The sequence below is a fragment of the Actinosynnema sp. NPDC023587 genome, from assembly GCF_040640215.1.
In the GTDB taxonomy this organism is placed as follows: Bacteria; Actinomycetota; Actinomycetes; order Mycobacteriales; family Pseudonocardiaceae; genus Actinosynnema.
The window spans coordinates 528,929-554,352 of sequence record NZ_JBFABG010000002.1 but is presented as its reverse complement, the minus strand read 5'-3'; the positions used below and the strand labels follow the sequence as shown (position 1 = coordinate 554,352).

Annotated in this window: 25 protein-coding genes; 21 read left to right on the top strand and 4 right to left on the bottom strand. The window is 68.4% G+C overall.

The window, feature by feature from the left end; genetic code table 11:
• Positions 1-181 precede the first annotated feature (181 nt).
• From rplJ to AB0G01_RS07645, 6 genes are all read left to right on the top strand, one after another.
• A complete protein-coding gene (rplJ, locus tag AB0G01_RS07670) occupies positions 182-733 on the top strand; it encodes a 50S ribosomal protein L10 (RefSeq protein ID WP_360940801.1) in 552 nt (183 codons plus the stop codon).
• Positions 734-793: 60 nt separating this feature from the next.
• A complete protein-coding gene (rplL, locus tag AB0G01_RS07665; protein WP_360940799.1) occupies positions 794-1,180 on the top strand; it encodes a 50S ribosomal protein L7/L12 in 387 nt (128 codons plus the stop codon).
• 1,991 nt (positions 1,181-3,171) lie between these two features.
• Positions 3,172-6,654 (top strand): DNA-directed RNA polymerase subunit beta, encoded by a 3,483-nt coding sequence (gene rpoB, locus AB0G01_RS07660; RefSeq protein ID WP_360940797.1) that lies wholly within the window; start codon positions 3,172-3,174, stop codon positions 6,652-6,654.
• Between the two features lie 110 nt (positions 6,655-6,764).
• Entirely contained in the window at positions 6,765-10,661 is a 3,897-nt protein-coding gene (locus tag AB0G01_RS07655) for a DNA-directed RNA polymerase subunit beta' (protein ID WP_360940795.1), read from the top strand.
• A gap of 373 nt (positions 10,662-11,034) precedes the next feature.
• Positions 11,035-11,808, top strand: a complete 774-nt coding sequence (locus AB0G01_RS07650; protein WP_360940793.1) for a L,D-transpeptidase — start codon at positions 11,035-11,037, stop codon at positions 11,806-11,808.
• Positions 11,805-12,530, top strand: coding sequence for a choice-of-anchor P family protein (locus AB0G01_RS07645; RefSeq protein ID WP_360940791.1), 726 nt, complete (start codon positions 11,805-11,807; stop codon positions 12,528-12,530). Before AB0G01_RS07650 ends, AB0G01_RS07645 begins: the two co-directional genes overlap by 4 nt.
• Before the next feature lie 134 nt (positions 12,531-12,664).
• Here AB0G01_RS07645 and AB0G01_RS07640 read toward each other — a convergent pair whose 3' ends face one another.
• The 4 genes from AB0G01_RS07640 to AB0G01_RS07625 all read right to left on the bottom strand — a co-directional run bounded on the left by AB0G01_RS07640 (position 12,665) and on the right by AB0G01_RS07625 (position 14,937).
• On the bottom strand, positions 12,665-13,111 hold the full coding sequence (locus tag AB0G01_RS07640) for a hypothetical protein (protein WP_360940789.1): 447 nt from the start codon (positions 13,109-13,111) through the stop codon (positions 12,665-12,667).
• A 117-nt stretch (positions 13,112-13,228) separates the two neighbouring features.
• Positions 13,229-13,528, bottom strand: a complete 300-nt coding sequence (locus AB0G01_RS07635) for a zf-TFIIB domain-containing protein (RefSeq protein WP_360940787.1) — start codon at positions 13,526-13,528, stop codon at positions 13,229-13,231.
• Positions 13,529-13,566: 38 nt separating this feature from the next.
• Positions 13,567-14,436: a phosphotransferase gene (locus AB0G01_RS07630; protein WP_360940785.1), complete on the bottom strand. Its 870-nt coding sequence runs from the start codon at positions 14,434-14,436 to the stop codon at positions 13,567-13,569.
• A 21-nt stretch (positions 14,437-14,457) separates the two neighbouring features.
• Entirely contained in the window at positions 14,458-14,937 is a 480-nt protein-coding gene (locus AB0G01_RS07625) for a hypothetical protein (protein WP_360940783.1), read from the bottom strand.
• Between the two features lie 404 nt (positions 14,938-15,341).
• Here AB0G01_RS07625 and rpsL point away from each other — a divergent pair, with 404 nt between their 5' ends.
• From rpsL to rpsQ, 15 genes are all read left to right on the top strand, one after another.
• Positions 15,342-15,716 carry a 30S ribosomal protein S12 gene (rpsL, locus tag AB0G01_RS07620; RefSeq protein WP_030473471.1) on the top strand — a complete coding sequence of 125 codons (375 nt, stop codon included), beginning with the start codon at positions 15,342-15,344 and terminating at the stop codon, positions 15,714-15,716.
• Positions 15,716-16,186: a 30S ribosomal protein S7 gene (rpsG, locus tag AB0G01_RS07615; RefSeq protein ID WP_360940781.1), complete on the top strand. Its 471-nt coding sequence runs from the start codon at positions 15,716-15,718 to the stop codon at positions 16,184-16,186. Before rpsL ends, rpsG begins: the two co-directional genes overlap by 1 nt.
• Before the next feature lie 98 nt (positions 16,187-16,284).
• Positions 16,285-18,387 (top strand): elongation factor G, encoded by a 2,103-nt coding sequence (gene fusA, locus AB0G01_RS07610; RefSeq protein ID WP_360940779.1) that lies wholly within the window; start codon positions 16,285-16,287, stop codon positions 18,385-18,387.
• Between the two features lie 136 nt (positions 18,388-18,523).
• Positions 18,524-19,717, top strand: a complete 1,194-nt coding sequence (gene tuf / locus AB0G01_RS07605; protein ID WP_360940778.1) for an elongation factor Tu — start codon at positions 18,524-18,526, stop codon at positions 19,715-19,717.
• A gap of 327 nt (positions 19,718-20,044) precedes the next feature.
• The gene (gene rpsJ, locus AB0G01_RS07600; protein ID WP_003938093.1) at positions 20,045-20,350 is read left to right on the top strand and encodes a 30S ribosomal protein S10; all 306 of its coding nucleotides are present in this window, start codon (positions 20,045-20,047) and stop codon (positions 20,348-20,350) included.
• 28 nt (positions 20,351-20,378) lie between these two features.
• Positions 20,379-21,029: a 50S ribosomal protein L3 gene (rplC, locus tag AB0G01_RS07595; RefSeq protein WP_360940777.1), complete on the top strand. Its 651-nt coding sequence runs from the start codon at positions 20,379-20,381 to the stop codon at positions 21,027-21,029.
• A 2-nt stretch (positions 21,030-21,031) separates the two neighbouring features.
• Positions 21,032-21,718: a 50S ribosomal protein L4 gene (gene rplD / locus AB0G01_RS07590; RefSeq protein WP_360940775.1), complete on the top strand. Its 687-nt coding sequence runs from the start codon at positions 21,032-21,034 to the stop codon at positions 21,716-21,718.
• On the top strand, positions 21,715-22,014 hold the full coding sequence (rplW, locus tag AB0G01_RS07585; RefSeq protein WP_360940773.1) for a 50S ribosomal protein L23: 300 nt from the start codon (positions 21,715-21,717) through the stop codon (positions 22,012-22,014). Before rplD ends, rplW begins: the two co-directional genes overlap by 4 nt.
• Positions 22,015-22,036: 22 nt before the next feature.
• Positions 22,037-22,873 carry a 50S ribosomal protein L2 gene (gene rplB, locus AB0G01_RS07580; RefSeq protein WP_360940771.1) on the top strand — a complete coding sequence of 279 codons (837 nt, stop codon included), beginning with the start codon at positions 22,037-22,039 and terminating at the stop codon, positions 22,871-22,873.
• 18 nt (positions 22,874-22,891) lie between these two features.
• Positions 22,892-23,173 carry a 30S ribosomal protein S19 gene (gene rpsS, locus AB0G01_RS07575; protein ID WP_015105260.1) on the top strand — a complete coding sequence of 94 codons (282 nt, stop codon included), beginning with the start codon at positions 22,892-22,894 and terminating at the stop codon, positions 23,171-23,173.
• A gap of 36 nt (positions 23,174-23,209) precedes the next feature.
• A complete protein-coding gene (rplV, locus tag AB0G01_RS07570; protein ID WP_360940769.1) occupies positions 23,210-23,629 on the top strand; it encodes a 50S ribosomal protein L22 in 420 nt (139 codons plus the stop codon).
• A complete protein-coding gene (gene rpsC / locus AB0G01_RS07565) occupies positions 23,629-24,453 on the top strand; it encodes a 30S ribosomal protein S3 (protein ID WP_360940767.1) in 825 nt (274 codons plus the stop codon). The genes rplV and rpsC overlap by 1 nt, the downstream gene beginning before the upstream one ends.
• Positions 24,454-24,456: 3 nt before the next feature.
• Positions 24,457-24,876: a 50S ribosomal protein L16 gene (gene rplP, locus AB0G01_RS07560; protein WP_360940765.1), complete on the top strand. Its 420-nt coding sequence runs from the start codon at positions 24,457-24,459 to the stop codon at positions 24,874-24,876.
• Positions 24,877-24,879: 3 nt separating this feature from the next.
• Positions 24,880-25,137, top strand: coding sequence for a 50S ribosomal protein L29 (gene rpmC / locus AB0G01_RS07555; protein ID WP_360940763.1), 258 nt, complete (start codon positions 24,880-24,882; stop codon positions 25,135-25,137).
• On the top strand, positions 25,134-25,418 hold the full coding sequence (gene rpsQ, locus AB0G01_RS07550; RefSeq protein ID WP_360738652.1) for a 30S ribosomal protein S17: 285 nt from the start codon (positions 25,134-25,136) through the stop codon (positions 25,416-25,418). Before rpmC ends, rpsQ begins: the two co-directional genes overlap by 4 nt.
• Positions 25,419-25,424 lie beyond the last annotated feature (6 nt).

Genomic DNA, 25,424 nt, shown 5'->3' with positions numbered 1-25,424 from the left:
TTCCCGCACCCCAGGGTGTGGGAACGAAGGGTTCGCACGGCGAACGGCCCGCGCAGGAGGACGAGGTTCCCGGGACGCACCGCGTCCTGACCGCCCCGTGCTGCTGTGCACCGGGGCGTTTTTCATGCCCTCTCCTCGGCACGGCCGGCTGGTCACCTCACAGCCCAGAGAGGAGGCGATCATGGCGAAGCCCAGCAAGGTCTCGGCCGTCGCCGAGCTCACGGACAAGTTCCGCGGTAGCTCGGCCGCTGTCGTCACCGAGTACCGCGGCCTCTCCATGGCGCAGCTCACCACGCTGCGTCGCGCTCTCGGCGCGGGCACCACGTACACCGTCGCGAAGAACACGCTCGTCAAGCGTGCAGCCCAGGACGCCGGCGTCGAAGGTCTCGACGACCTGCTCATCGGCCCGACCGCCATCGCCTTCGTCGAGGGCGAGCCGGTCGACGCGGCCAAGGCGCTGCGTGACTTCGCGAAGGACAACAAGGCCCTGGTCATCAAGGGCGGCTTCATGGACGGCCGCCCGCTCTCGGTCGACGAGGTCAGCCGCATCGCGGACCTCGACAACCGCGAGGTGCTGCTCGCCAAGATCGCGGGCGCGATGAAGGGCAACCTGTCCAAGGCCGCGGCGCTGTTCAACGCCCCGGCCACGCAGGTCGCTCGTTTGGCCGCTGCCCTGGTGGAGAAGAAGACGGCGGAAGAAGCTCCCGCTGCCGACGCTCCCGCCGAAAGCTGATCCACCCGACAATCTCCGCGCCCCGGCGGTAGTCGGGCGTTGAACGAAAGGACGCCGATCATGGCGAAGCTCAGCACCGATGACCTGCTCGACGCCTTTGCGGACCTGACCCTGCTGGAGCTCTCGGACTTCCTCAAGAAGTTCGAGGAGAAGTTCGAGGTCACCGCCGCCGCTCCGGTCGCCGTCGCCGCTGCCGGCCCGGCCGCCGCCGCTGCCCCCGCCGAGGAGGAGAAGGACGAGTTCACCGTCGTTCTCGAAGGTGCCGGCGAGAAGAAGATCCAGGTCATCAAGGTCGTCCGCGAGGTCGTCTCGGGCCTGGGCCTGAAGGAGGCCAAGGAGCTGGTCGAGGCCGCCCCGAAGCCGATCCTGGAGAACGTGGCGAAGGACGTCGCCGAGGCCGCCAAGGAGAAGCTGGAAGCGGCCGGCGCCAAGATCTCGCTCAAGTGATCTGAGCGCCTCCGGGCGCTTGCGCTGAAGCTCCGAGAGGGCGGGCACCCACCACGGGTGCCCGCCCTCTCGCTGTGTCCGGACGAACCGAGGTGCCGGCGGCCGAGCGCTGACGCCCGAAGCGGCCCACGTCGCGAAGCCACGTCCCCGTGACCTGTCGAACCGACTGGGGAGCGACTACGGCGCTGCGGCCGGATTCGGGCCGATGACCCTGTTCGACAAAGCCGCCTCCACGCTCGCGCTCCGTGAGCCCTCCCGCAAGACCGAGGTCGACCGCGTCACCGCCGTGCGCGCCCCGACGTGCCCGCCCTGACCAGCCTGGGACAGCCACTCGGACTGCCGGTCGAGTTGGAGTGCGCGATGCAGCCGTGGCGGAACGCGAAGAGGCGCTCAGCGTGGACCAGGCGGGAATAGCCGACTTCCCCACCCTGGACTACAAAAGGTAGACGACGACCTGAACCGCTGGTTCGACTCGTCCACCGGAGACCTCCGCACCGAAATCTCCCGGACCTGGACGGCCGAGCCGGAAAAGCGCACCTGATCACCGTGGTGAAACGACGGTGACCCCGGAAGGCATCCAACCGGTGAAGGAGGTCAACCGTTACCAAACCGACCTGACCCGCACCGACGCGGGCTGGAAGCTCAGCGCCGGAGGAGGAGATCCCGTGCCCCCACCCGCCGCCCGGTCCCGTCCACCCCTACAACGGGCCACCCGGCGTCGCTGACCTGCGCAAACACCCCACGGCCACCCTCACCTCCAATCCGGACATCTCGCCGTTCATGGAGGACGTAATCGACTTCCCGGAGCCCCAGCGCGGGCACCACGGAGGTCTCGGGCCAGGTCAGAAGTACCGTGGGGGCGTTTTCCACCGGTAAGGAAGCCGGCACCGGAGCAGAAGTTATGTGGTAACGGTCAAGGCCGTCTCCGGGGGAGTGACCAGCCTGGCCAAAGGACGGGCGGCCGTTGGAAGGCCAACAGCAGGGAAATGTTCAGTCAGGCCGGTGACCAGTCAACAGAACTGGCCCAATGAAACCGGCCCGCGCCGGCACGCCCCACCCGCCGCATCAATCATCCTGGCGGCTCGCCCATCAGCGAGGACGCCTTCATCTCCAACGCACTTCAACGCCGCCACCGCACCTCGCTGTCCAAGGCCACCCGAGGTTCGCCGCCCAAGGTCGCCCAGGGGTACTCCCGCGCGAAGAGCCCCCGACTCACATCCAAGCAGCGGGGTACGACAATCCCGCCCCGCTCGCACCGCATTCCGCGCCACCGCACCTGCATCTTCAGCACCGCACCCGCACCCGCCAGCCCCGCACCGCCAGCGCCTGCACACACATGCCCAGCGGATCGCACGCTCAAACGCTGCACGTCCAACACAGCGCCCCGCAGTCCCAGCGCTACACCTCGCCCCTCACCACACCACCCACCAACATCCCACGCCATGTCAAACGCAGCGTAGGCACGCAGCCACTCCCAGTATCCCAACCACCCACCGCAGAGATCAACTCACCAAACCCCCAGCCCACGCGGCTCTCCTGTCTCCTCGCAGGTCGCATGTGGACGAAAAACCTCCAAAAGCAACTCCTAGAACAGTGAGCTCCATCACACAAAACGACAGGTCACGGAGTGGAACCGGGGACGTCGACCGGAGGACCACGAACACCCGCCGACAGTTCACCTCCAGCCCGCATCCGAGTAATTCCGCTGGTCAGGGCGGTAACCGCGAGTGAACGCGGCTTGCGCCACGAGAGTGATCGCCGCGTGGCATCTTGACTGTGGGCGTCGGCAGGGTCACTCTGTCGGTGATGACGAGGAAGGTCCTTCCAGGTGCCTCTCGACAGTTGGCATGCGCGTGGCTAGACTGCCCCTTTGCGCTGCCCTCTTTCCGTTTGCCCTTCGCCGAGAGCTGGATTGCCGGGCATCGCCGCACCCTTGACAGCCGTGCTAGTTCCGCTGACTAGCCAGCTACCTGTCCCTGGAAGGACGCATCTTGGCGATCTCTCGCGCGACCAAGGCCACTGCTGCGACCAACTCCACGTCGGGGATTCCCGGAGCGCCGAAGCGCGTCTCGTTCGCGAAGATCCACGAACCGCTTCAGACGCCCAACCTGCTCGACCTCCAGATCCAGTCGTTCGAATGGCTCACCGGCGACGAGGCGTGGTTCCAGCGCCGAGTCGACGAGGGCGACGAGACGCCGACGGGCGGCCTCGAAGAGGTCTTGAACGAGATTTCTCCTATCGAGGACTTCTCGGGCTCGATGTCCCTCTCCTTCTCCGATCCGCGCTTCGACGAGGTCAAGGCCTCGACCGAGGAGTGCAAGGACAAGGACATGACGTACGCCGCCCCGTTGTTCGTCACGGCGGAGTTCACCAACCACACCACTGGCGAGATCAAGAGCCAGACGGTGTTCATGGGTGACTTCCCGATGATGACCGACAAGGGCACGTTCATCATCAACGGCACCGAGCGGGTCGTGGTTTCCCAGCTCGTCCGCTCGCCCGGCGTCTACTACGACACGGCGATCGACAAGACGACCGACAAGGACGTCTTCAGCGTCAAGATCATCCCGTCGCGGGGTGCCTGGCTGGAGTTCGACGTCGACAAGCGTGACACCGTCGGTGTCCGGATCGACCGCAAGCGCCGCCAGCCGGTCACCGTGCTGCTGAAGGCCCTGGGTTGGAGCACCGAGCAGATCCGCGAGCGCTTCTCGTTCTCCGAGACGCTGCTGACGACGCTGGAGAAGGACCACACCGCGGGCACCGACGAAGCGTTGCTCGACATCTACCGCAAGCTGCGTCCGGGCGAGCCGCCGACGAAGGAGTCCGCGCAGGCGCTGCTGGAGAACCTCTTCTTCAAGGACAAGCGCTACGACCTGGCCAAGGTCGGTCGGTACAAGATCAACAAGAAGCTGGGCCTGGCCTCCCCGATCTCCACGGGTGTGCTGACCGAGGACGACATCGTCACGACGATCGAGTACCTGGTCCGCCTGCACGCCGGTGAGACGACGATGCAGCCGGGCGAGACCGAGGTGCCCGTCGAGGTCGACGACATCGACCACTTCGGCAACCGCCGCCTGCGCACCGTCGGCGAGCTGATCCAGAACCAGATCCGGGTCGGCCTCTCCCGCATGGAGCGCGTCGTGCGCGAGCGCATGACGACCCAGGACGTCGAGGCGATCACGCCGCAGACCCTGATCAACATCCGGCCCGTCGTGGCGGCGATCAAGGAGTTCTTCGGCACCTCCCAGCTCTCCCAGTTCATGGACCAGACGAACCCGCTGGCGGGCCTGACGCACAAGCGTCGCCTCTCCGCCCTCGGCCCGGGTGGTCTGTCCCGCGAGCGGGCCGGCATGGAGGTCCGCGACGTCCACCCGTCGCACTACGGCCGCATGTGCCCGATCGAGACGCCGGAAGGCCCGAACATCGGCCTGATCGGCTCCCTGTCGAGCTACGGCCGGGTCAACCCGTTCGGCTTCATCGAGACGCCGTACCGGAAGGTCATCGAGGGCCGGGTCACCGACCAGGTCGACTACCTGACGGCGGACGAGGAAGACCGCTTCGTGAAGGCCCAGGCCAACGCGAAGATCGACAACGAGGGCAACTTCCTCGAAACCAAGGTCCTGGTCCGCAAGAAGGGCGGCGAGGTCGAGCAGATCGACCCGCTCGACGTGGACTACATGGACGTCTCCCCGCGCCAGATGGTGTCGGCGGCGACCGCCATGATCCCGTTCCTGGAGCACGACGACGCGAACCGCGCGCTGATGGGCGCGAACATGCAGCGCCAGGCGGTGCCGCTGCTGCGCAGCGAGTCGCCGCTGGTCGGCACGGGCATGGAGCTGCGCGCCGCGGTCGACGCCGGTGACGTCGTGGTGGCCAAGAAGACCGGTGCGGTCGAGGAGATCTCCGCCGACTACGTCACGGTCATGGCCGACGACGGCTCGCGGCAGACCTACGGCCTGCACAAGTTCCGCCGCTCGAACCAGGGCACCTGCATCAACCAGAAGCCCATCGTGAACGAGGGCGACCGGGTGCAGGAGGGCCAGGTCCTCGCGGACGGGCCGTGCACCGAGAACGGCGAGATGGCGCTGGGCAAGAACCTGCTCGTCGCGATCATGCCGTGGGAGGGCCACAACTACGAGGACGCGATCATCCTGTCGCAGCGCCTCGTCCAGGACGACGTCCTGACCTCGATCCACATCGAGGAGCACGAGATCGACGCGCGGGACACCAAGCTGGGTGCCGAGGAGATCACGCGGGACATCCCGAACGTCTCCGAGGAGGTCCTGGCCGACCTCGACGAGCGCGGCATCATCCGCATCGGTGCCGAGGTCCAGCCGGGCGACATCCTGGTCGGCAAGGTCACGCCCAAGGGCGAGACCGAGCTGACCCCGGAGGAGCGCCTGCTGCGCGCGATCTTCGGCGAGAAGGCCCGCGAGGTGCGCGACACGTCGCTGAAGGTGCCGCACGGCGAGTACGGCAAGGTCATCGGCATCCGCGTGTTCAGCCGCGAGGACGACGACGAGCTGCCCCCCGGCGTGAACGAGCTGGTCCGGGTCTACGTCGCCCAGAAGCGCAAGATCCAGGACGGCGACAAGCTCGCCGGCCGCCACGGCAACAAGGGCGTCATCGGCAAGATCCTCCCCGTCGAGGACATGCCCTTCCTGGAGGACGGCACCCCGGTGGACATCGTGCTGAACACGCACGGTGTGCCGCGCCGGATGAACATCGGCCAGGTGCTGGAGACCCACCTCGGGTGGATCGCCAAGCAGGGCTGGAGCATCAACGGCGACCCGGACTGGGCCAAGAACCTGCCCGCCGACCTCTACGACGTGGACCCCGGCACGAAGACCGCCACGCCGGTCTTCGACGGCGCTCGCGAGGACGAGATCACCGGCCTGCTCGGGTCGACGGTCCCGAACCGCGACGGCGAGCGGATGGTCAAGGAGAACGGCAAGGCGCAGCTCTTCGACGGGCGCAGCGGCGAGCCCTACCCGTTCCCGGTGTCGGTCGGCTACATGTACATCCTGAAGCTGCTGCACCTGGTGGACGACAAGATCCACGCCCGTTCGACCGGCCCGTACTCGATGATCACCCAGCAGCCCCTGGGTGGTAAGGCGCAGTTCGGTGGCCAGCGCTTCGGTGAGATGGAGTGCTGGGCGATGCAGGCCTACGGGGCGGCGTACACGCTCCAGGAACTGCTGACCATCAAGTCCGACGACGTGCTCGGCCGCGTGAAGGTCTACGAGGCGATCGTCAAGGGCGAGAACATCCCGGAGCCGGGTATCCCGGAATCCTTCAAGGTGCTGCTCAAGGAGCTCCAGTCGCTGTGCCTCAACGTCGAGGTGCTGTCTTCGGACGGTGCCGCGATCGAGATGCGCGACGGCGACGACGAAGACCTGGAACGCGCGGCGGCGAACCTCGGCATCAACCTGTCGAGGTCCGAGTCGCCGTCCGTGGACGACGTCGTCAACTGACACTCGCCGGCGGTCGGGGGAGGGCCTCCCGCCTTCCCCCGACCGCCGAGCCACCAGCTCCCAAGCACCGCCCGCAAGGGCAACCGAATCAAAAGGGGAAGAGAGTAGACGTGCTCGACGTCAACTTCTTCGATGAGCTCCGCATCGGTCTCGCGACCGCGGACGACATCCGCCAGTGGTCCTTCGGCGAGGTCAAGAAGCCCGAGACCATCAACTACCGCACGCTCAAGCCGGAGAAGGACGGCTTGTTCTGCGAGAAGATCTTCGGTCCCACCCGGGACTGGGAGTGCTACTGCGGCAAGTACAAGCGCGTCCGGTTCAAGGGCATCATCTGCGAGCGCTGCGGCGTCGAGGTGACCCGCGCCAAGGTGCGCCGCGAGCGGATGGGCCACATCGAACTGGCCGCCCCGGTCACGCACATCTGGTACTTCAAGGGCGTCCCCAGCCGGCTGGGCTACTTGCTCGACCTGGCCCCCAAGGACCTTGAGAAGATCATCTACTTCGCCGCCTACGTGATCGTGGGCGTGAACGCGGAGCTGCGCCACAACGACCTGCCGACTCTCGACAACGAGATGCAGGTCGAGCGCAAGCGCGTGGAGAACAAGCGCGACGCCGACGTCGAGGGCCGCGCGCAGAAGCTCGAAGCCGACCTGGCCGAGCTGGAGGCCGAGGGCGCGAAGTCCGACGTCCGCCGCAAGGTCAAGGAGGGCGGCGAGCGCGAGATGCGCCAGCTCCGCGACCGGGCGCAGCGCGAGCTGGACCGGCTCGACGAGATCTGGTCCACCTTCACCAAGCTGGAGCGCGCGCAGCTCATCGCGGACGAGATGCTCTACCGCGAGCTGTACGACCGCTACGGCGACTACTTCACCGGTGCCATGGGTGCCGAGGCCATCCAGCGGCTGCTCGGCGACTACGACGTGGACGCCGAGGCCGACGTCCTGCGCGAGACGATCCGCAGCGGCAAGGGCCAGAAGAAGCTGCGCGCCCTCAAGCGGTTGAAGGTCGTGGCCGCCTTCCAGGCGACCCGCAACAACCCGCAGGGCATGGTGCTGGACTGCGTCCCGGTCATCCCGCCGGACCTGCGCCCGATGGTGCAGCTCGACGGTGGCCGCTTCGCCACGTCCGACCTGAACGACCTGTACCGCCGGGTGATCAACCGGAACAACCGCCTCAAGCGGCTGATCGACCTCGGCGCGCCCGAGATCATCGTCAACAACGAGAAGCGGATGCTCCAGGAGGCCGTCGACGCGCTGTTCGACAACGGCCGCCGCGGGCGTCCGGTCACCGGTCCGGGCAACCGGCCGCTGAAGTCGCTGTCCGACCTGCTGAAGGGCAAGCAGGGCCGGTTCCGCCAGAACCTGCTCGGCAAGCGCGTCGACTACTCCGGCCGTTCGGTCATCGTGGTCGGCCCGCAGCTCAAGCTGCACCAGTGCGGTCTGCCCAAGCAGATGGCGCTGGAGCTGTTCAAGCCGTTCGTGATGAAGCGGCTGGTCGACCTCAACCACGCGCAGAACATCAAGTCGGCCAAGCGGATGGTCGAGCGCGCCCGCCCCGCCGTGTGGGACGTGCTGGAAGAGGTCATCACCGAGCACCCGGTGCTGCTCAACCGCGCACCCACGCTGCACCGCCTGGGCATCCAGGCGTTCGAGCCGCAGCTCGTCGAGGGCAAGGCCATCCAGCTCCACCCGCTGGTCTGCGAGGCGTTCAACGCCGACTTCGACGGTGACCAGATGGCGGTCCACCTGCCGCTGTCCGCCGAGGCGCAGGCCGAGGCGCGCGTGCTGATGCTGTCGTCGAACAACATCCTCTCGCCCGCGTCGGGCAAGCCGCTGGCCATGCCGCGTCTGGACATGGTGACCGGCCTGTACCACCTGACCCGGCACAAGGAGGGCGACGTCGGCGAGGGTCTCGCCTACTCGTCGCCGGCCGAGGCGCTGATGGCCTACGACCGCAAGGCCCTGGGCCTCCAGGCGATGGCCAAGATCCGCATCTCCGACAAGAACCCGCCCAAGGACGAGGAGCCGGAGGGCTGGGAGCCCGGTCAGCCGTGGCTGGCCAGGACCACCCTCGGTCGGGTGCTGTTCAACGAGGTCCTGCCGCAGGACTACGCCTTCATCAACGAGGTCATGCCTAAGAAGCGGCAGGCCACGATCATCAACGACCTGGCCGAGCGGTACCCGATGGTCACCGTCGCCCGGACGCTGGACAAGCTCAAGGACGCCGGTTTCTACTGGGCCACCCGGTCCGGTGTCACCGTCGCGATCTCCGACGTGCTCGTGCCGGAGGCCAAGCAGGGCATCCTGGACGAGTACGAGAAGCTCGCGGACGCGGTGGAGAAGCGCTACCAGCGCGGTCAGCTCTCCTACGTCGAGCGCAACAACGAGCTCGTCAAGGTGTGGACCAAGGCCACCGAAGAGGTCGCCGAGGTCATGGAGGCCAACTTCCCCGAGGACAACTCGATCCGCATGATCGTGAAGTCCGGGGCGGCGGGCAACATGACCCAGGTCCGGTCGCTGGCCGGCATGCGCGGTCTGGTGACCAACCCGAAGGGCGAGTACATCCCGCGCCCGATCAAGAACTCGTTCCGCGAGGGCTTGTCGGTGCTGGAGTACTTCATCGCGACCCACGGTGCCCGCAAGGGTCTCGCCGACACCGCGCTGCGCACCGCCGACTCGGGTTACCTGACCCGTCGTCTGGTGGACGTCTCGCAGGACGTCATCATCCGCGAGGTCGACTGCGGCACCACGCGCGGCGTGAACATGACGGTCGGCGAGAAGCTGGGCGACAAGGTCGGTCTGGCCGAGTTCGCGCAGACCTCCGTGTACGCGCGGACCATCGCCGAGGACATCACCGACGCCAACGGCAACGTCGTGCTCAACCGCGGTGACGACCTGGGCGACCCGGCGCTGGCCACGCTCGTCGAGGCGAGCGTCACCAGGGTCAAGGTCCGCTCGGTGCTGACCTGCGAGTCCGCGGTCGGCGTGTGCGCGTCCTGCTACGGCCGCTCGATGGCGACCGGCCAGCTCGTCGACGTCGGCGAGGCGGTCGGCATCGTGGCCGCGCAGTCGATCGGCGAGCCCGGCACGCAGCTCACCATGCGCACCTTCCACCAGGGCGGTGTGGCCGGCGACGACATCACCACCGGTCTGCCCCGCGTGCAGGAGCTCTTCGAAGCCCGGGTGCCGAAGGGCAAGGCACCCATCGCGGACGTCGACGGCCGCGTGCGGATCGAGGACGGCGACCGCTTCTGGAAGATCACCCTCATCCCGGACGACGGGTCCGAGGAGATCATCTTCGAGAAGCTGTCCAAGCGTCAGCGCCTGGCGAACACGGTCACCGGCCCGTTGCAGGACGGCGACCACGTGCACGTCGGCCAGCAGCTCCTGGAAGGCACGCCGGACCCGCACGAGGTCCTGCGCGTGATGGGTCCCCGCGAAGCCCAGCTCCACCTCGTCCAGGAGGTCCAGAAGGTCTACCGGGCCCAGGGCGTGGCGATCCACGACAAGCACATCGAGGTCATCGTCCGGCAGATGCTGCGCCGGGTGACGATCATCGACTCGGGTGCCACCGAGTTCCTGCCGGGCTCGCTCGTCGAGCGCGCGGAGTTCGAGAGCGGCAACCGCGCCGTCGTGGCGGAAGGCGGCGAGCCCGCCGCCGGCCGTCCCGTGCTGATGGGTATCACCAAGGCGTCGCTGGCCACCGACTCGTGGCTGTCGGCGGCGTCGTTCCAGGAGACCACCCGGGTGCTGACCGACGCGGCCATCAACGGCCGCTCGGACAAGCTCATCGGTCTCAAGGAGAACGTGATCATCGGTAAGCTGATCCCGGCTGGCACCGGCATCAACCGGTACCGGAACATCCAGGTGCAGCCGACCGAGGAAGCCCGCGCGGCGGCGTACGCCATCCCGTCCTACGACGACGGCTACTACACGCCGGACGTCTTCGGCACCGGGACCGGCGCTGCCGTTCCGCTGGACGACTACGACTTCGGTCGCGACTACCGCTGACCGCAGTCCCCCCGAACGACCCCCGGAGCCTCCCGCTCCGGGGGTCGTTCGCTTTCCCGGCCTTGCTCCACCTCCCGGAGCCACCGTGCACCCCTGGGCACGCTCCGAGGACCCCTGCCGAGCGCACTGACGGCCGACGGACCGCTGTAGCGCGCGGTAATTGAACGTCACTTTCAGTGGCGATCTTGGGCCCGATTGGAACAGGTGGAGTAAAGCGATGGGGCATTCAGGTGGCAGGGCGTTGGGCTGCTTGCGACCGATCCTCGGAAGTGGATAGCTTCGCGGTACGGCGTGACTTTGTGCCGATCGGCCGCTACCGGCCGTGTCGAGGCACCTCCGCCGTCACCTGACCTCAACCTGATCGGGACCCACGATGTTGCGTTCGCTGCTGCTCGCAGCCGTGTCGGCGCTCGCCGTCACGTCCTGCGCCGGCACCCCGGATCCGCCGCCCCCGCCCCCGCCCGCTCCGACGGCGGTGGACGTGCGGTCCTTCGAGGCCCTCCCGGAGGCCACCACCTTCGCCGAGATCGACGGCCTGCCCCGGGACGACGACACGTCGCCGACCGCCGGGCAGGTGCTCCGGGCCGTCAAGGCCGTGCCCGTCTACGACCGGCCCGACGGCGAGGCCGTCGCCCGGCTGCCGGGGACCCAGCTCGGCTCGCCGACCTGGGTCCCCGAGATCGCCCGCCGGGACGGCTGGTCGCAGGTGCTGCTGCCGGTCCGCCCGAACCGCTCCAGCGGCTGGGTGTTCACCGGCTCGGGCGACTTCGAGCGCGCCGAGAACGACTTCCTGGTCACCGTCGACCTGGCCGCGTTCCGCCTCGACGTGTCCGAGAAGGGCCGATCGCGCGGCACCTGGACGGTCGGCACGGGCAAGCCCGAGTACCCGACCCCGACCGGCCGGACCTACCTCATGGCGTCGATCAGGGAAACCGTGACGACGTTCAGCCCGCACATCCTCCCCCTGGGCGCGCACTCCGACAGCCACGAGACGTTCGGCGGTGGACCGGGCACGGTCGCGCTGCACGGGTGGCCGGATGCGAGTCCGTTCGGCGTGGCCGGCAGCGACGGCTGCATCCGCGTCCCGGACGACGCCCTCGACCTGCTGCTGACCCTTCCGCTGGGGACCGTGGTGATCGTCAAATGACCCAGAAAGGCATTGCCTTGTCCGGTAAGAAGTTCCTGACCGCCCTCACCGCCGCCGCGTTGGCGCTCGTCGTGACCACCCCGGGTGCGGCGGCCGACCCGTCCGCCTCCGGCGCGAGTTCCGCGTTCGCGCTGTCCGCGTCCGGGCCGCTCACCGTCCCGCCGCTGGCCGCGCTGGACAGCCGCAACGGGTTCCGGCAGACGTCGGCGGCGTCGACGCGGCTCCCGGACGCCGGTTCACCGGTCCTGTCCGCCGGTGCGCTCAGCTCCGAGGCGGACCGGGGCAGAGCGCGGGCGAGCGTCGCGGACCTCAAGGCGCAGTTGGCTCTGCTGAAGCTGCCCGGTGACATCGCCGAGGTGACCGCCGAGGCGGTCAGCGCGTCCTGCGTGGACGGTGCGGGCCAGGTGACGCTCGCCGGCGCGAAGGCGGGCGCGGTGCCGCTCGCGGTCCAGCCGCCGCCGAACACCGGGGTCGGCGTGCCCGGAGTGGCGTCCGTGGTGCTGAACAAGCAGACCCGCGCCGCCGACGGCACGCTCACCGTGGTGGCGATCGCCATCGAGGCCGCCGGGGTCCAGAAGATCGACATCGCGTCCGCGAGCTGTGGCAAGGCATCCGGGACGCCCACGCCGACCGCGCGGATCACGACCGGCCCGGCGGCCTCCGCGCCGGGCAAGGCACCGCGCCCGACCGCCGTCGAGGGCCACCTGGCCGTGACGGGCTGACCAGCGCGGTCACCGGGTGCGGCGGGGTGGCCCGACCCCGCCGCACCCGGCACGCGTCGACTGGGGGAGTGCCGTCCGAACGGCACGGCGGTTCGTGGCCCGGACGCCGGCGAGCGGCGTCTCCACGGCGGTGATCAAGCCGAGCGGACTGCCCGTCCCCCACCCCGGCCCAACCGCGCCAGCCCCGTCACCAGGTCCTCGCGGTCGAGCGGGGTCCGGTCGCCCAGCCTGCGGTGCACCTCGTCCAGCAGGCCGCGGGTGCGGCCGGCGCGGCGCAGTTCCGACACCACGTGCAGCACCTCGTGCAGCCGCACGGCGTCCAGGAGCATCCGGGGTTCCTGGCTGTGGATCGCCAGCACGCCCTCCCGGGCCCACGCCTTGACCGTCTTCTCGGTCAGGTCGAGCAGTTCGCCGGCCACGACGGGCCTGACCGGCGGGGCGTTGCGCAGCGCGCGCGCCACCACGCCGTCGAGCTTGTGCCGCCGCTCGTCGTCCGCCGGGAGGCTCGACGCGACCTCTTCGATCTCCTCGATCTGGTCGAAGAGGTACCGCATCGACGCGGTCTCCGTCGCGACGGACATGACGACCTCCCTCAGCCGCTCCTGAGCATCGCCCGGTCTTCCACCAGTCGCAACGGTGCCGGCGAAACCGGACCCGGACCTGCCGGGACCGGCTCGACGACCGACTCGGATCGCGGATCAGGACGAGAAGAACAGCCCGCCGAGACCGCGGTGCTTGCGGTGGCCGTAGCCGTGGCCGTAGTGCGGCTGCGCGCCCCAACCCGGCTGGACCTGCTGCACCGGCTGCACGTAGTGCACCTGGGCGGGAGCGGGCGCGGCGGGCGGCGGGGGCGGCGGTGCCATCTGGGTCTCCAGGCGCGTGATGGCCTCCAGCTCGCCGTAGTCCAGGAAGACCCCGCGGCAGCCGTCGCACTGCTCGATGTGTACACCCATGCGGTCGAAGGTGCGCATGTTCGCATGACACTTGGGACACTGCATCGTGTGAGCCTCCTGCTCTCGGTGCGATACGCGCGATATTAGCCGCGCGGAATGGGTTCGTGTTCCGAGACGATCCGACCGCACGCGTCGATCAGCGCCTCTTGTGCTTCGGTGAGCGATTTGTCGTCGCGCTCCGCAGCCGACAGCGCACGCGCGGCCATCTGGACCACCAGGGCCCGCGCGGGCACCTCCAGGCGGCTCCACGGGTCGGCGCGCGTCACGGCCGTCCCGCCGGCGTCGAGGTAGGTCTCCAGCAACCGGCCCCACGACTCCGGGTCCAGCACGCCCGCGGCGAACAGCGCGGCGGGGCGGGCCAGGTCCCACGCCGGGTCGCCCAGGCCGAGGTCGTCGACGTCGATCAGCCGCCAGCCACCGCGCCGGACGAGCTGCCCGAGGTGCCAGTCACCGTGGATGAGGGTGTCCCCGGTCGCGCCCCCGAGCACCGGCCCCAGCGTGCCGAACGCCCGGCGCACGACCCGCGCGCCCGGCACGTCCGCCAGGTCGCGCACCGCGCGTTCCATCCGGGGTCGCGCGCCGGCGGGCGGCACCGGGTCGGCGAAGTCCGCCCGACCGAACCGGTGCAGCTCGGCCAGCAGCCGCCCGGCGGCCTCCAGCGGCAGCGCGTCGACGTCCTGCGGCACCGGCACGCCGAGCGGCCACACCGTGACCACCCGGCCCAGCACCACCGCCGGCGCGTCGAGCGGCGCGAGCAGGAGTTCACCCAGACGTGGATCGCCGGCCACCCGGAGCCGGGCGGCGAGCACCGCGCGGTCGGTGCCGCGCTCGTGGGCCTTGACCACCACCTCGCCCACCCGCACCACCACGACGTCGCCGCGCACCGCGAGCACCTCGGCCGGCGCGTCCGACGCGACCAGCGCGGCCATGCCCGCGACGAGTTCGGAGTTCACCCGATCAGTGTGCGCCGTGGCTCACCGGTCCAGGCACACGGTGCGCGGGGGAGCGGCGTAGACGTGGGCCGCCCCGCCGTCGCACGCGGCGCGGTCCGCGACGTCGACCGCGCGGGTCACCCGCCGCACCTCGCCCTGGTCGCACGGCCACGTGTGGAACGCCGAAACGCCTTGGTAATCAACGGGTTTCAGGCAGTCGCCCGGCACCACGTCCAGGCTCAGGCACAGGTCGTCGGCGGCCAAGTAGTCGCCCTCCGGGCACGGTGCGGGGGACACCCGGTAGGTCGCCTCGGGCGCGCCGCAGTCGATCTTCCGCACCGCCATCGGGGTCGTCGGGCCGCCGGAGGTGACCACGCAGTCCCCCGCGGCGGGGTTCGACGTGCGGCTGAGCGCGAACACCGCACCGGCCGCGAGCAGCAGCACCACCACCGAGACGATCACCAGCACGGTCGTCGCCTTGCGGCGGCGCAGCGGGTCGGGGCCGGGCGCGACGGAGTCCACGCGCCCCAGTGTGACCGCCGCCCGGAACCGGCGGCGGAGGTGGTCCGCGCGGGGGAATTCCGCGCAGGTGGGCGGCGTTGGGCACGAACAGCGGGTGAACCGGCGGGGCACCCGCGTGCCCGGCCCCGCGGTGTGACCGACCCGTTTTGACCAGTGGGAAGCGGGCGGGGTATCTTTGGTACTCGTGCCCGACCCATGTCGGGCCGCTCCGTGTGCCTACGCGCCAGTGGTGCTGGATTGCGGGCCGCGGTGACCTCCACTCGTAGGGGCGTCCTGGGATGTTGCCTGCGGACCTGGGGTCTACGGGCGCGACACGCCCGACCTCGGGTGCAGAGAGGGACCAGGTAAACAGTGGTCGACGCCCCCAAGGCGACGGGCACTCGAACGGAAGAAGCAGTCGGCGAATGCCAACGATCCAGCAGTTGGTCCGAAAGGGCCGGCAGGACAAGGTCGCGAAGCAGAAGACCGCGGCGCTCAAGGGCAGCCCGCAGCGGCGCGGTGTGTGCACCCGCGTCTACACCACCACGCCCAAGAAGCCGAACTCGGCGCTCCGCAAGGTCGCTCGCGTGAAGCTGACCAGCGGCATCGAGGTCACGGCCTACATCCCGGGTGAGGGCCACAACCTCCAGGAGCACTCGATGGTGCTCGTGCGCGGCGGTCGTGTGAAGGACCTCCCCGGCGTCCGGTACAAGATCATTCGCGGTTCCCTCGACACGCAGGGCGTGAAGAACCGCAAGCAGGCCCGTAGCCGTTACGGCGCGAAGAAGGAGAAGAGCTGATGCCCCGCAAGGGACCGGCCCAGAAGCGGCCGTTGATCTCCGACCCGGTCTACAGCTCTCCGCTGGTGACCCAGCTCATCAACAAGGTGCTGGTCGACGGCAAGCGCTCCGTGGCCGAGCGGATCGTGTACCGCGCCCTCGAAGGCGCCCGCGACAAGAACGGCACCGACCCGGTGGTCACGCTCAAGCGCGCGCTCGACAACGTCAAGCCCGCCCTGGAGGTCAAGAGCCGCCGCGTCGGTGGTGCGACCTACCAGGTGCCGATCGAGGTCAAGCCCGGTCGCTCGACCACGCTGGCGCTGCGCTGGCTGATCACCTTCTCCCGGCAGCGCCGCGAGAAGACCATGGTCGAGCGCCTGATGAACGAGCTGCTCGACGCGAGCAACGGCCTGGGCGCGAGCGTCAAGCGCCGCGAGGACACCCACAAGATGGCCGAGTCGAACAAGGCCTTCGCCCACTACCGCTGGTGATGTGACGCCCGGCGGCCGGCCACAAGACCCACTTCTGGGCAGCCGCCGGGCTCTCCCGGCCCTAGTGAGCCTGCGAGCTCAAGACAGGGGAAACACCCGTGGCACAGGATGTGCTCACCGACCTGGCCAAGGTCCGCAACATCGGGATCATGGCCCACATCGACGCGGGCAAGACCACGACGACCGAGCGGATCCTGTTCTACACCGGGATCAGCTACAAGATCGGCGAGGTCCACGACGGCGCGGCCGTGATGGACTGGATGGAGCAGGAGCAGGAGCGCGGCATCACGATCACGTCGGCCGCGACGACCTGCTTCTGGAAGAACCACCAGATCAACATCATCGACACGCCCGGTCACGTGGACTTCACGGTCGAGGTGGAGCGCAACCTCCGCGTGCTCGACGGCGCGGTCGCGGTGTTCGACGGCAAGGAAGGCGTCGAGCCGCAGTCCGAGCAGGTCTGGCGGCAGGCCACCAAGTACGACGTCCCGCGCATCTGCTTCGTCAACAAGATGGACAAGCTGGGCGCGGACTTCTACTTCACCGTGCGCACCATCCAGGAGCGCCTCGGCGCGAAGCCGCTGCCGATCCAGATCCCGATCGGGGCCGAGAGCGACTTCACCGGCGTCGTCGACCTGGTCGAGATGCGCGCGCTGACCTGGCACGGCGAGGTCCAGAAGGGTGAGGACTACACGGTCGAGGAGATCCCGGCCGACCTCGCCGACAAGGCCCGGGAGTACCGCGAGGCGCTGGTCGAGGCCGTCGCGGAGACCGACGACGAGCTCATGGAGCTCTACCTCGGTGGCGAAGAGCTGAGCACCGAGCAGATCAAGACCGGCATCCGGAACATCGTGAAGAACCGCAGCGCCTACCCGGTGCTGTGCGGTTCCGCGTTCAAGAACAAGGGCGTCCAGCCCATGCTCGACGCGGTCATCGACTACCTGCCGGCCCCGCTCGACCTCCCCCCGGTCGAGGGCACGCTCCAGGACGGCGAGACGCCGGCCTTCCGCAAGCCCTCCGTCGAGGAGCCCTTCGCGGCGCTCGCGTTCAAGATCGCCTCGCACCCGTTCTTCGGCAAGCTGACCTACATCCGGGTCTACTCGGGTCGGGTCGCGGCCAGCAGTCAGGTCATCAACTCGACCAAGGACCGCAAGGAGCGCATCGGGAAGATCTTCCAGATGCACGCCAACAAGGAGAACCCGGTCGACGAGGCCATCGCGGGCCACATCTACGCCGTGATCGGCCTGAAGGACACGACCACCGGTGAGACGCTGTGCGACTCCCAGCACCCCATCGTGCTGGAGTCCATGACGTTCCCGGAGCCGGTCATCCAGGTGGCGATCGAGCCGAAGACCAAGGCGGACCAGGAGAAGCTGGGCACCGCGATCCAGAAGCTGGCCGAGGAAGACCCGACGTTCCGGGTCAACCTGGACCAGGAGACGGGCCAGACCATCATCGCCGGCATGGGCGAGCTCCACCTGGACATCCTGGTGGACCGCATGCGCCGCGAGTTCAAGGTCGAGGCGAACATCGGCAAGCCCCAGGTCGCGTACCGGGAGACGATCCGCCGCAAGGTGGAGAAGTACTCCTACACGCACAAGAAGCAGACCGGTGGTTCCGGCCAGTTCGCCAAGGTCCTGATCGACCTGGAGCCGCTGGAGAAGAAGGAAGACGGCGCGCTCTACGAGTTCGTCAACGGGGTCACCGGTGGCCGCATCCCGCGGGAGTACATCCCGTCGGTCGACGCGGGCGCGCAGGACGCCATGCAGTACGGCGTGCTGGCCGGCTACCCGTTGGTGGGCGTGAAGGTGACGCTGCTCGACGGTGCGTACCACGAGGTCGACTCGTCGGAAATGGCCTTCAAGATCGCCGGTTCCATGGCGCTCAAGGAAGCCGCCCGCCAGGCGAGCCCGGCGATCCTCGAACCGCTGATGGCCGTCGAGGTCACCACGCCCGAGGACTACATGGGCGACGTGATCGGCGACCTCAACTCCCGCCGTGGCCAGATCCAGGCCATGGAGGAGCGCAGCGGTGCCCGTGTCGTGAAGGCACTGGTCCCGCTGTCGGAGATGTTCGGGTATGTCGGCGACCTGCGGTCCAGGACCCAGGGTCGGGCGAACTACTCGATGACCTTTGACTCCTACGCCGAGGTTCCCGCGAACGTCGCCAAGGAGATCATCGCGAAGGCGACGGGCGAGTAACCCCAACCGGAGCACCGCAGCACCACGCGGGCTCTCCGGGGTCTCGTCCCTGGGGTCCGCACAACCCTGACGTGAAGTTCGGCGGGTGTCGCTGCACCCGCCGGGCAAAGCAATAGAAGTCCAGGAGGACAATCCAGTGGCGAAGGCGAAGTTCGAGCGGACGAAGCCGCACGTCAACATCGGCACCATCGGTCACATCGACCATGGCAAGACGACGCTGACCGCTGCGATCTCCAAGGTCCTGCACGACAAGTTCCCGGACCTGAACCCCTTCACGCCGTTCGACCAGATCGACAAGGCGCCGGAGGAGAAGCAGCGCGGCATCACGATCTCGATCGCGCACATCGAGTACCAGACCGACAAGCGCCACTACGCGCACGTCGACTGCCCCGGTCACGCCGACTACATCAAGAACATGATCACCGGTGCGGCGCAGATGGACGGTGCCATCCTGGTGGTCGCGGCGACCGACGGCCCGATGCCGCAGACCAAGGAGCACGTGCTCCTGGCCCGCCAGGTCGGTGTGCCCTACATCGTGGTGGCCCTGAACAAGGCCGACATGGTGGACGACGAGGAGATCCTGGAGCTCGTCGAGCTCGAGGTCCGCGAGCTGCTCTCCGAGTACGAGTTCCCGGGTGACGACCTGCCGGTCGTGCGCGTCTCCGCGCTCAAGGCGCTTGAGGGCGACGCCGAGTGGGGCGAGAAGCTCATCGGCCTGATGGACGCCGTGGACGAGAACATCCCGGAGCCCGAGCGCGAGGTCGACCGGCCGTTCCTGATGCCGGTCGAGGACGTCTTCACGATCACCGGTCGCGGCACCGTGGTGACCGGCCGCATCGAGCGCGGCGTGGTCAAGGTCAACGAAGAGGTCGAGATCGTCGGCATCAAGGAGACCTCGAAGAAGACCACGGTCACCTCGATCGAGATGTTCAAGAAGTTCCTCGACGAGGGCCAGGCCGGCGACAACGCCGCCCTGCTGCTGCGTGGCGTCAAGCGCGAGGAGGTGGAGCGCGGCATGGTGATCGTCAAGCCGGGCACCACGACCCCGCACACCGAGTTCGACGCGCAGGTCTACATCCTGTCGAAGGACGAGGGTGGCCGCCACACGCCGTTCTTCAACAACTACCGCCCGCAGTTCTACTTCCGCACGACCGACGTGACCGGCGTCGTGACCCTCCCCGAGGGCACCGAGATGGTCATGCCGGGCGACACCACGACCATGGCCGTGAAGCTGATCCAGCCGATCGCCATGGACGAGGGCCTGCGGTTCGCCATCCGCGAGGGTGGCCGGACGGTCGGCGCGGGCTCGGTCACCAAGATCCTCAAGTGACCTGGCTCTAATTTTCGGACCCCCGATTTGGTCTGCGCACCCCGGTGTGCAACCATTGACGGGTTGCTCGTCACGGGGCGGCCGGTTCCATCAGAACCCGGCCGCTCCGTCACGAGGGGATCTAGCAGCACGACAATCCCACAAGGTTTCATCAGTGGGACCGGTCTATGGCCAAGGGTGCGACACGCCCGACCGCGTGGACCGGGCACCGTGACACCGCTGAGGTGTCAGTCCTGAATAGGGGGCGGTACGCGCCGAAGGCTTGACGGCCTCATTCGGTTGCCCGCACCGCAGCGGTATCGAGAAGCAGAGGAACGGCAAGCCACCATGGCGGGACAGAAGATCCGCATCCGGCTCAAGGCCTACGACCACGAGGCGATCGACGCGTCTGCGCGCAAGATCGTCGAGACCGTGACGCGCACCGGCGCTCGGGTCGTCGGGCCTGTGCCGCTGCCCACTGAGAAGAACGTCTACTGCGTCATCCGCTCGCCGCACAAGTACAAGGACTCGCGCGAGCACTTCGAGATGCGCACGCACAAGCGTCTGATCGACATCCTCGACCCGACGCCGAAGACGGTGGACGCGCTCATGCGCATCGACCTGCCGGCGAGCGTCGACGTCAACATCCAGTAAGCGTTGGACGCGGAGAGTAACGAGACCAATGTCTGACAGGCAGGTTAAGGGCCTCCTGGGCACCAAGCTCGGCATGACTCAGGTCTTCGACGAGAACAACCGGATCGTGCCGGTAACCGTCGTCAAGGCAGAGCCGAACGTGGTCACCCAGATCCGGACCCAGGAAAGCGACGGCTACTCGGCCGTGCAGTTGGCCTTCGGCGCTATCGACCCGCGCAAGGTCAAGAAGCCCGTTGCGGGCCACTACGCCAAGGCGGGCGTCACACCCCGCCGGCAGTTGGCGGAGCTGCGCACCACGGACGCGTCCGAGTACCAGGTCGGCCAGGAAGTCACCGCCGAGGTCTTCGAGGCCGGCGCGGTGGTCGACGTGGTCGGCACGAGCAAGGGCAAGGGCACCGCCGGTGTCATGAAGCGCCACGGCTTCCACGGCCTCGGTGCGAGCCACGGCACGCAGCGCAAGCACCGCTCGCCGGGCTCCATCGGCGGCTGCGCCACGCCCGGCCGCGTGTTCAAGGGCCTGCGCATGGCGGGACGCATGGGCCACGAGCGCGTCACCACCCAGAACCTGAGGGTGCACCGGGTCGACCTCGAGTCGGGCCTGCTCCTCATCAAGGGCGCGGTGCCCGGTCCCAAGGGCGGCACCGTGTTCGTCAAGACCGCTGCGAAGGGTGGTGCCTGATCATGACGTCCGTTGAGGTCCGCACCCCGGACGGCAAGACCGAAGGCAGCGTCGACCTGCCCTCGTCCGTCTTCGACGCGCAGGCGAACGTGGCGCTGCTGCACCAGGTCGTCGTGGCCCAGTTGGCCGCGGCCCGCCAGGGCACGCACTCCACGAAGACCCGCGGCGAGGTGTCCGGCGGTGGCCGGAAGCCGTACCGGCAGAAGGGCACCGGTCGCGCCCGCCAGGGCTCGACCCGCGCGCCGCAGTTCGCCGGTGGTGGCGTCGTGCACGGCCCCCAGCCCCGCGACTACAGCCAGCGCACCCCCAAGAAGATGAAGGCCGCCGCCCTGCGCGGTGCCCTCTCCGACCGGGCGCGCGCCGGCCAGGTCCACGTCGTGAGCGGTTTCGTCTCGGGCGACGCCCCGTCGACGAAGACCGCCCGCAAGGTCCTGGAGTCCGTGACCGAGGCCCGTCGGGTGCTGGTCGTGCTGCTGCGCAGCGAAGAGGTTTCGTGGGTCAGCCTGCGCAACCTCACGCACGTGCACATCATCGCCCCGGACCAGTTGAACACCTACGACGTGCTCGTCAACGACGACGTGGTGTTCACCAAGGACGCTCTGGACGTGTTCCTGGCGAGCAAGGCCCAGCAGGGCAAGGGCTCGGCCGAGGCGGTCGCCGGTTCGTCCGAAGTGGAGGACGAGAAGTGATCCCCGACCACAGGGACATCCTGCTCGCGCCGGTCATCTCCGAGAAGTCCTACGGGCTCCTGGAGGAGAACAAGTACACCTTCTTGGTGGCACCCGGCTCGAACAAGACCCAGATCAAGATTGCCGTGGAGAAGGTCTTCGGCGTCAAGGTCGTCAGCGTCAACACGATCAACCGCCAGGGCAAGCGCAAGCGCACCCGGACGGGCTTCGGCAAGCGCAAGGACACCAAGCGCGCCATCGTGACGCTGTCCGCCGAGAGCAAGCCGATCGAGATCTTCGGCGGCCCGGCCGCCTGATGACGACGAGGACTGCGTAGAGATGGGCATTCGCAAGTACAAGCCGACGACCCCCGGTCGTCGCGGTGCGAGCGTCTCCGACTTCGCCGAGATCACTCGGACGACGCCGGAGAAGTCGCTGGTCCGCCCGCTGCACGGCCGTGGTGGCCGGAACGCTTCGGGCAAGATCACGACGCGGCACAAGGGTGGTGGCCACAAGCGGGCCTACCGCCTCATCGACTTCCGCCGCACGGACAAGGACGGTGTTCCGGCCAAGGTCGCTCACATCGAGTACGACCCCAACCGCACCGCCCGCATCGCGCTGCTGCACTACGTCGACGGCGAGAAGCGCTACATCATCGCCCCGGCGAAGTTGCAGCAGGGTGACCGGATCGAGAACGGCCCCAAGGCCGACATCAAGCCGGGTAACAACCTGCCGCTGCGCAACATCCCGGTCGGCACGGTGATCCACGCGATCGAGCTCCGCCCCGGCGGCGGCGCGAAGATCGCCCGTTCCGCCGGCGCGAGCGTGCAGCTCGTGGCCAAGGACGGCCCGTACGCCCAGTTGCGGATGCCCTCGGGCGAGATCCGCAACGTGGACGTGCGCTGCCGCGCCACGGTCGGCGAGGTCGGCAACGCCGAGCACCAGAACATCAACTGGGGCAAGGCGGGCCGGATGCGCTGGAAGGGTCGCAAGCCCACCGTCCGCGGTGTGGCCATGAACCCGGTCGACCACCCGCACGGTGGTGGTGAGGGCAAGACCTCCGGTGGTCGCCACCCGGTCAACCCGGCTGGTAAGCCGGAAGGCCGTACTCGCCGCCGCAAGAAGCCAAGCGACAAGCTCATCGTCCGGCGTCGTCGCACCGGTAAGAAGCGCTGAGCAGGGAGGGAGTGAAGGATGCCTCGGAGCCTTAAGAAGGGCCCCTTCGTGGACGACCACCTGCTCAAGAAGGTGGACGTGCTCAACGAGTCGGGCAAGAAGACCGTGATCAAGACCTGGTCCCGCCGGTCGACGATCATCCCCGACATGCTGGGCCACACGATCGCGGTGCACGACGGCCGCAAGCACGTGCCGGTGTTCGTGACGGAGGCGATGGTCGGGCACAAGCTCGGCGAGTTCGCGCCGACCCGCACGTTCAAGGGCCACATCAAGGACGACCGGAAGTCGCGCCGCCGTTAAGGCGACGAACTAGAGGAAGAGCAAGGGGAAGCAGCGATGAACGCCCGTAACGAAGCCGAAGCGCCGGAGCTCCCGCGCGCCGTGGCTCGGGCTCGCTACGTCCGCGACACGCCGATGAAGGTGCGCCGCGTCGTCGAGCTCATCAGGGGCCGTAGCGCCGGCGAAGCCTTGGCCGTGCTCCAGTTCGCGCCTCAGGCGGCAAGTGAGCCGGTCCGCAAGGTGCTCGCGAGCGCCGTGGCCAACGCCGAGAACAACCTGTCCCTCGACCCCGACACCCTCTGGGTGTCGAAGGTCTACGTGGACGAGGGTCCGACCCTCAAGCGGTTCCGCCCCAGGGCCCAGGGCCGTGCGTACCGGATCCGCAAGCGGACGAGCCACATCACCGTCGAGGTGGAAAGCCGTCCGAAGAAGATCAGCGCGAAGGCCGGCGCAGACTCCAGGAAGGGGGCTCGGTAGTGGGCCAGAAGATCAACCCACACGGCTTCCGACTCGGTATCACCACCGACTGGAAGTCCCGCTGGTACGCCGACAAGCAGTACGCCGAGTACGTGGCCGAGGATGTCAAGATCCGCAAGCTGCTCTCCAAGGGCATGGAGCGGGCGGGCATCTCCAAGGTCGAGATCGAGCGGACCCGGGACCGGGTTCGCGTCGACATCCACACCGCACGGCCGGGCATCGTCATCGGCCGCCGCGGCGCGGAGGCCGACCGCATCCGCGGTGAGCTGGAGAAGCTCACCAAGAAGCAGGTGCAGCTCAACATCCTTGAGGTGAAGAGCCCCGAGTCGGACGCGCAGCTCGTCGCGCAGGGCGTGGCGGAGCAGCTCTCCAACCGCGTGGCCTTCCGCCGGGCGATGCGCAAGGCCATCCAGTCGGCCATGCGCTCGCCCCAGGTGAAGGGCATCCGCGTGCAGTGCGGTGGCCGCCTGGGCGGCGCGGAGATGTCGCGTTCGGAGCACTACCGCGACGGCCGCGTGCCGCTGCACACGCTCCGCGCCGACATCGACTACGGCTTCTTCGAGGCCCGCACCACGTTCGGCCGGATCGGCGTGAAGGTGTGGATCTACAAGGGCGACGTGGTCGGCGGCATCAACGCCAAGCGCGAGCGCGACGCCGCGCCGTCGGCCGAGCGGGCTCCGCGGCGTGACCGCGGCGACCGCCCGAACCGGGCGCGTCGTTCGGGCGCGAGCGGCACCACGGCGACGAGCACCGAGGCAGGCCGCGCCGCGGCCGAGGCCACGGACGCTCCGGTCGCGACCGAAGAGAAGAAGACGGAGGGCTGAGTCGTGCTCATCCCGCGCAGGGTTAAGCACCGCAAGCAGCACCACCCCGGTCGGTCCGGTGCTGCCAAGGGCGGCACGAGGGTCACCTTCGGTGAGTTCGGCATCCAGGCCATGGAGCCGGCTTACGTGACCAACCGGCAGATCGAGTCGGCTCGTATCGCGATCACCCGGCACATCCGCCGTGGTGGCAAGGTCTGGATCAACATCTTCCCGGACCGCCCGCTGACCAAGAAGCCCGCCGAGACCCGCATGGGTTCCGGCAAGGGTTCGCCGGAGTGGTGGGTCGCGAACGTCAAGCCGGGTCGGGTGCTCTTCGAGATGAGCTTCCCGAACGAGACGGTGGCCCGCGAGGCTCTGCGCCGCGCGATCCACAAGCTCCCGATGAAGTGCCGCATCGTTACGCGTGAGGGTGGTGAGTTCTAGCCAATGGCAAGCACTGAAGCGGGTTCCGCGGCGTCCTTGCTGCGAGAGCTCACCGAGGAGGAGCTCGTGCTGCGCCTGAGGGAGGCGAAGGAGGAGCTTTTCAACCTCCGCTTCCAGATGGCCACCGGGCAGCTCGACAACAACCGCCGGCTCCGCACGGTCCGGCACGAGATCGCCCGGATCTACACCGTGATGCGGGAGCGGGAGCTGGGTCTGTCGGCCTCTCCCGACGCTGTTTCCACTGGTGAAGGTGCCGCATGAGCGAGAACACTGAAGTGACTGAGACCCAGACGCGCAACGACCGCAAGGTCCGCGAGGGCTACGTCGTGTCCGACAAGATGGACAAGACGATCGTCGTCGCGCTGGAGGACCGGAAGAAGCACCGCCGGTATGCCAAGGTCCTGCGCTCCACCACCAAGGTGAAGGCGCACGACGAGCAGAACACCGCCGGTGTCGGCGACCGTGTCCTGCTGATGGAGACCCGGCCGCTGTCGGCGACCAAGCGCTGGCGCCTCGTCGAGATCCTCGAAAAGGCCAAGTAGCAATCG

What these genes read in the sequence shown, in the direction of transcription:
- rplJ (WP_360940801.1), top strand. Translation starts at nt 182, where the DNA reads ATGGCGAAGCCCAGCAAGGTCTCGGCCGTCGCCGAGCTCACGGACAAG.
- rplL (WP_360940799.1), top strand. Translation starts at nt 794, where the DNA reads ATGGCGAAGCTCAGCACCGATGACCTGCTCGACGCCTTTGCGGACCTG.
- AB0G01_RS07650 (WP_360940793.1), top strand. Translation starts at nt 11,035, where the DNA reads ATGTTGCGTTCGCTGCTGCTCGCAGCCGTGTCGGCGCTCGCCGTCACG.
- AB0G01_RS07645 (WP_360940791.1), top strand. Translation starts at nt 11,805, where the DNA reads ATGACCCAGAAAGGCATTGCCTTGTCCGGTAAGAAGTTCCTGACCGCC.
- AB0G01_RS07640 (WP_360940789.1), bottom strand. Translation starts at nt 13,111, where the DNA reads ATGTCCGTCGCGACGGAGACCGCGTCGATGCGGTACCTCTTCGACCAG.
- AB0G01_RS07635 (WP_360940787.1), bottom strand. Translation starts at nt 13,528, where the DNA reads ATGCAGTGTCCCAAGTGTCATGCGAACATGCGCACCTTCGACCGCATG.
- rpsL (WP_030473471.1), top strand. Translation starts at nt 15,342, where the DNA reads ATGCCAACGATCCAGCAGTTGGTCCGAAAGGGCCGGCAGGACAAGGTC.
- rpsG (WP_360940781.1), top strand. Translation starts at nt 15,716, where the DNA reads ATGCCCCGCAAGGGACCGGCCCAGAAGCGGCCGTTGATCTCCGACCCG.
- rpsJ (WP_003938093.1), top strand. Translation starts at nt 20,045, where the DNA reads ATGGCGGGACAGAAGATCCGCATCCGGCTCAAGGCCTACGACCACGAG.
- rplC (WP_360940777.1), top strand. Translation starts at nt 20,379, where the DNA reads ATGTCTGACAGGCAGGTTAAGGGCCTCCTGGGCACCAAGCTCGGCATG.
- rplD (WP_360940775.1), top strand. Translation starts at nt 21,032, where the DNA reads ATGACGTCCGTTGAGGTCCGCACCCCGGACGGCAAGACCGAAGGCAGC.
- rplB (WP_360940771.1), top strand. Translation starts at nt 22,037, where the DNA reads ATGGGCATTCGCAAGTACAAGCCGACGACCCCCGGTCGTCGCGGTGCG.
- rpsS (WP_015105260.1), top strand. Translation starts at nt 22,892, where the DNA reads ATGCCTCGGAGCCTTAAGAAGGGCCCCTTCGTGGACGACCACCTGCTC.
- rplV (WP_360940769.1), top strand. Translation starts at nt 23,210, where the DNA reads ATGAACGCCCGTAACGAAGCCGAAGCGCCGGAGCTCCCGCGCGCCGTG.
- rpmC (WP_360940763.1), top strand. Translation starts at nt 24,880, where the DNA reads ATGGCAAGCACTGAAGCGGGTTCCGCGGCGTCCTTGCTGCGAGAGCTC.
- rpsQ (WP_360738652.1), top strand. Translation starts at nt 25,134, where the DNA reads ATGAGCGAGAACACTGAAGTGACTGAGACCCAGACGCGCAACGACCGC.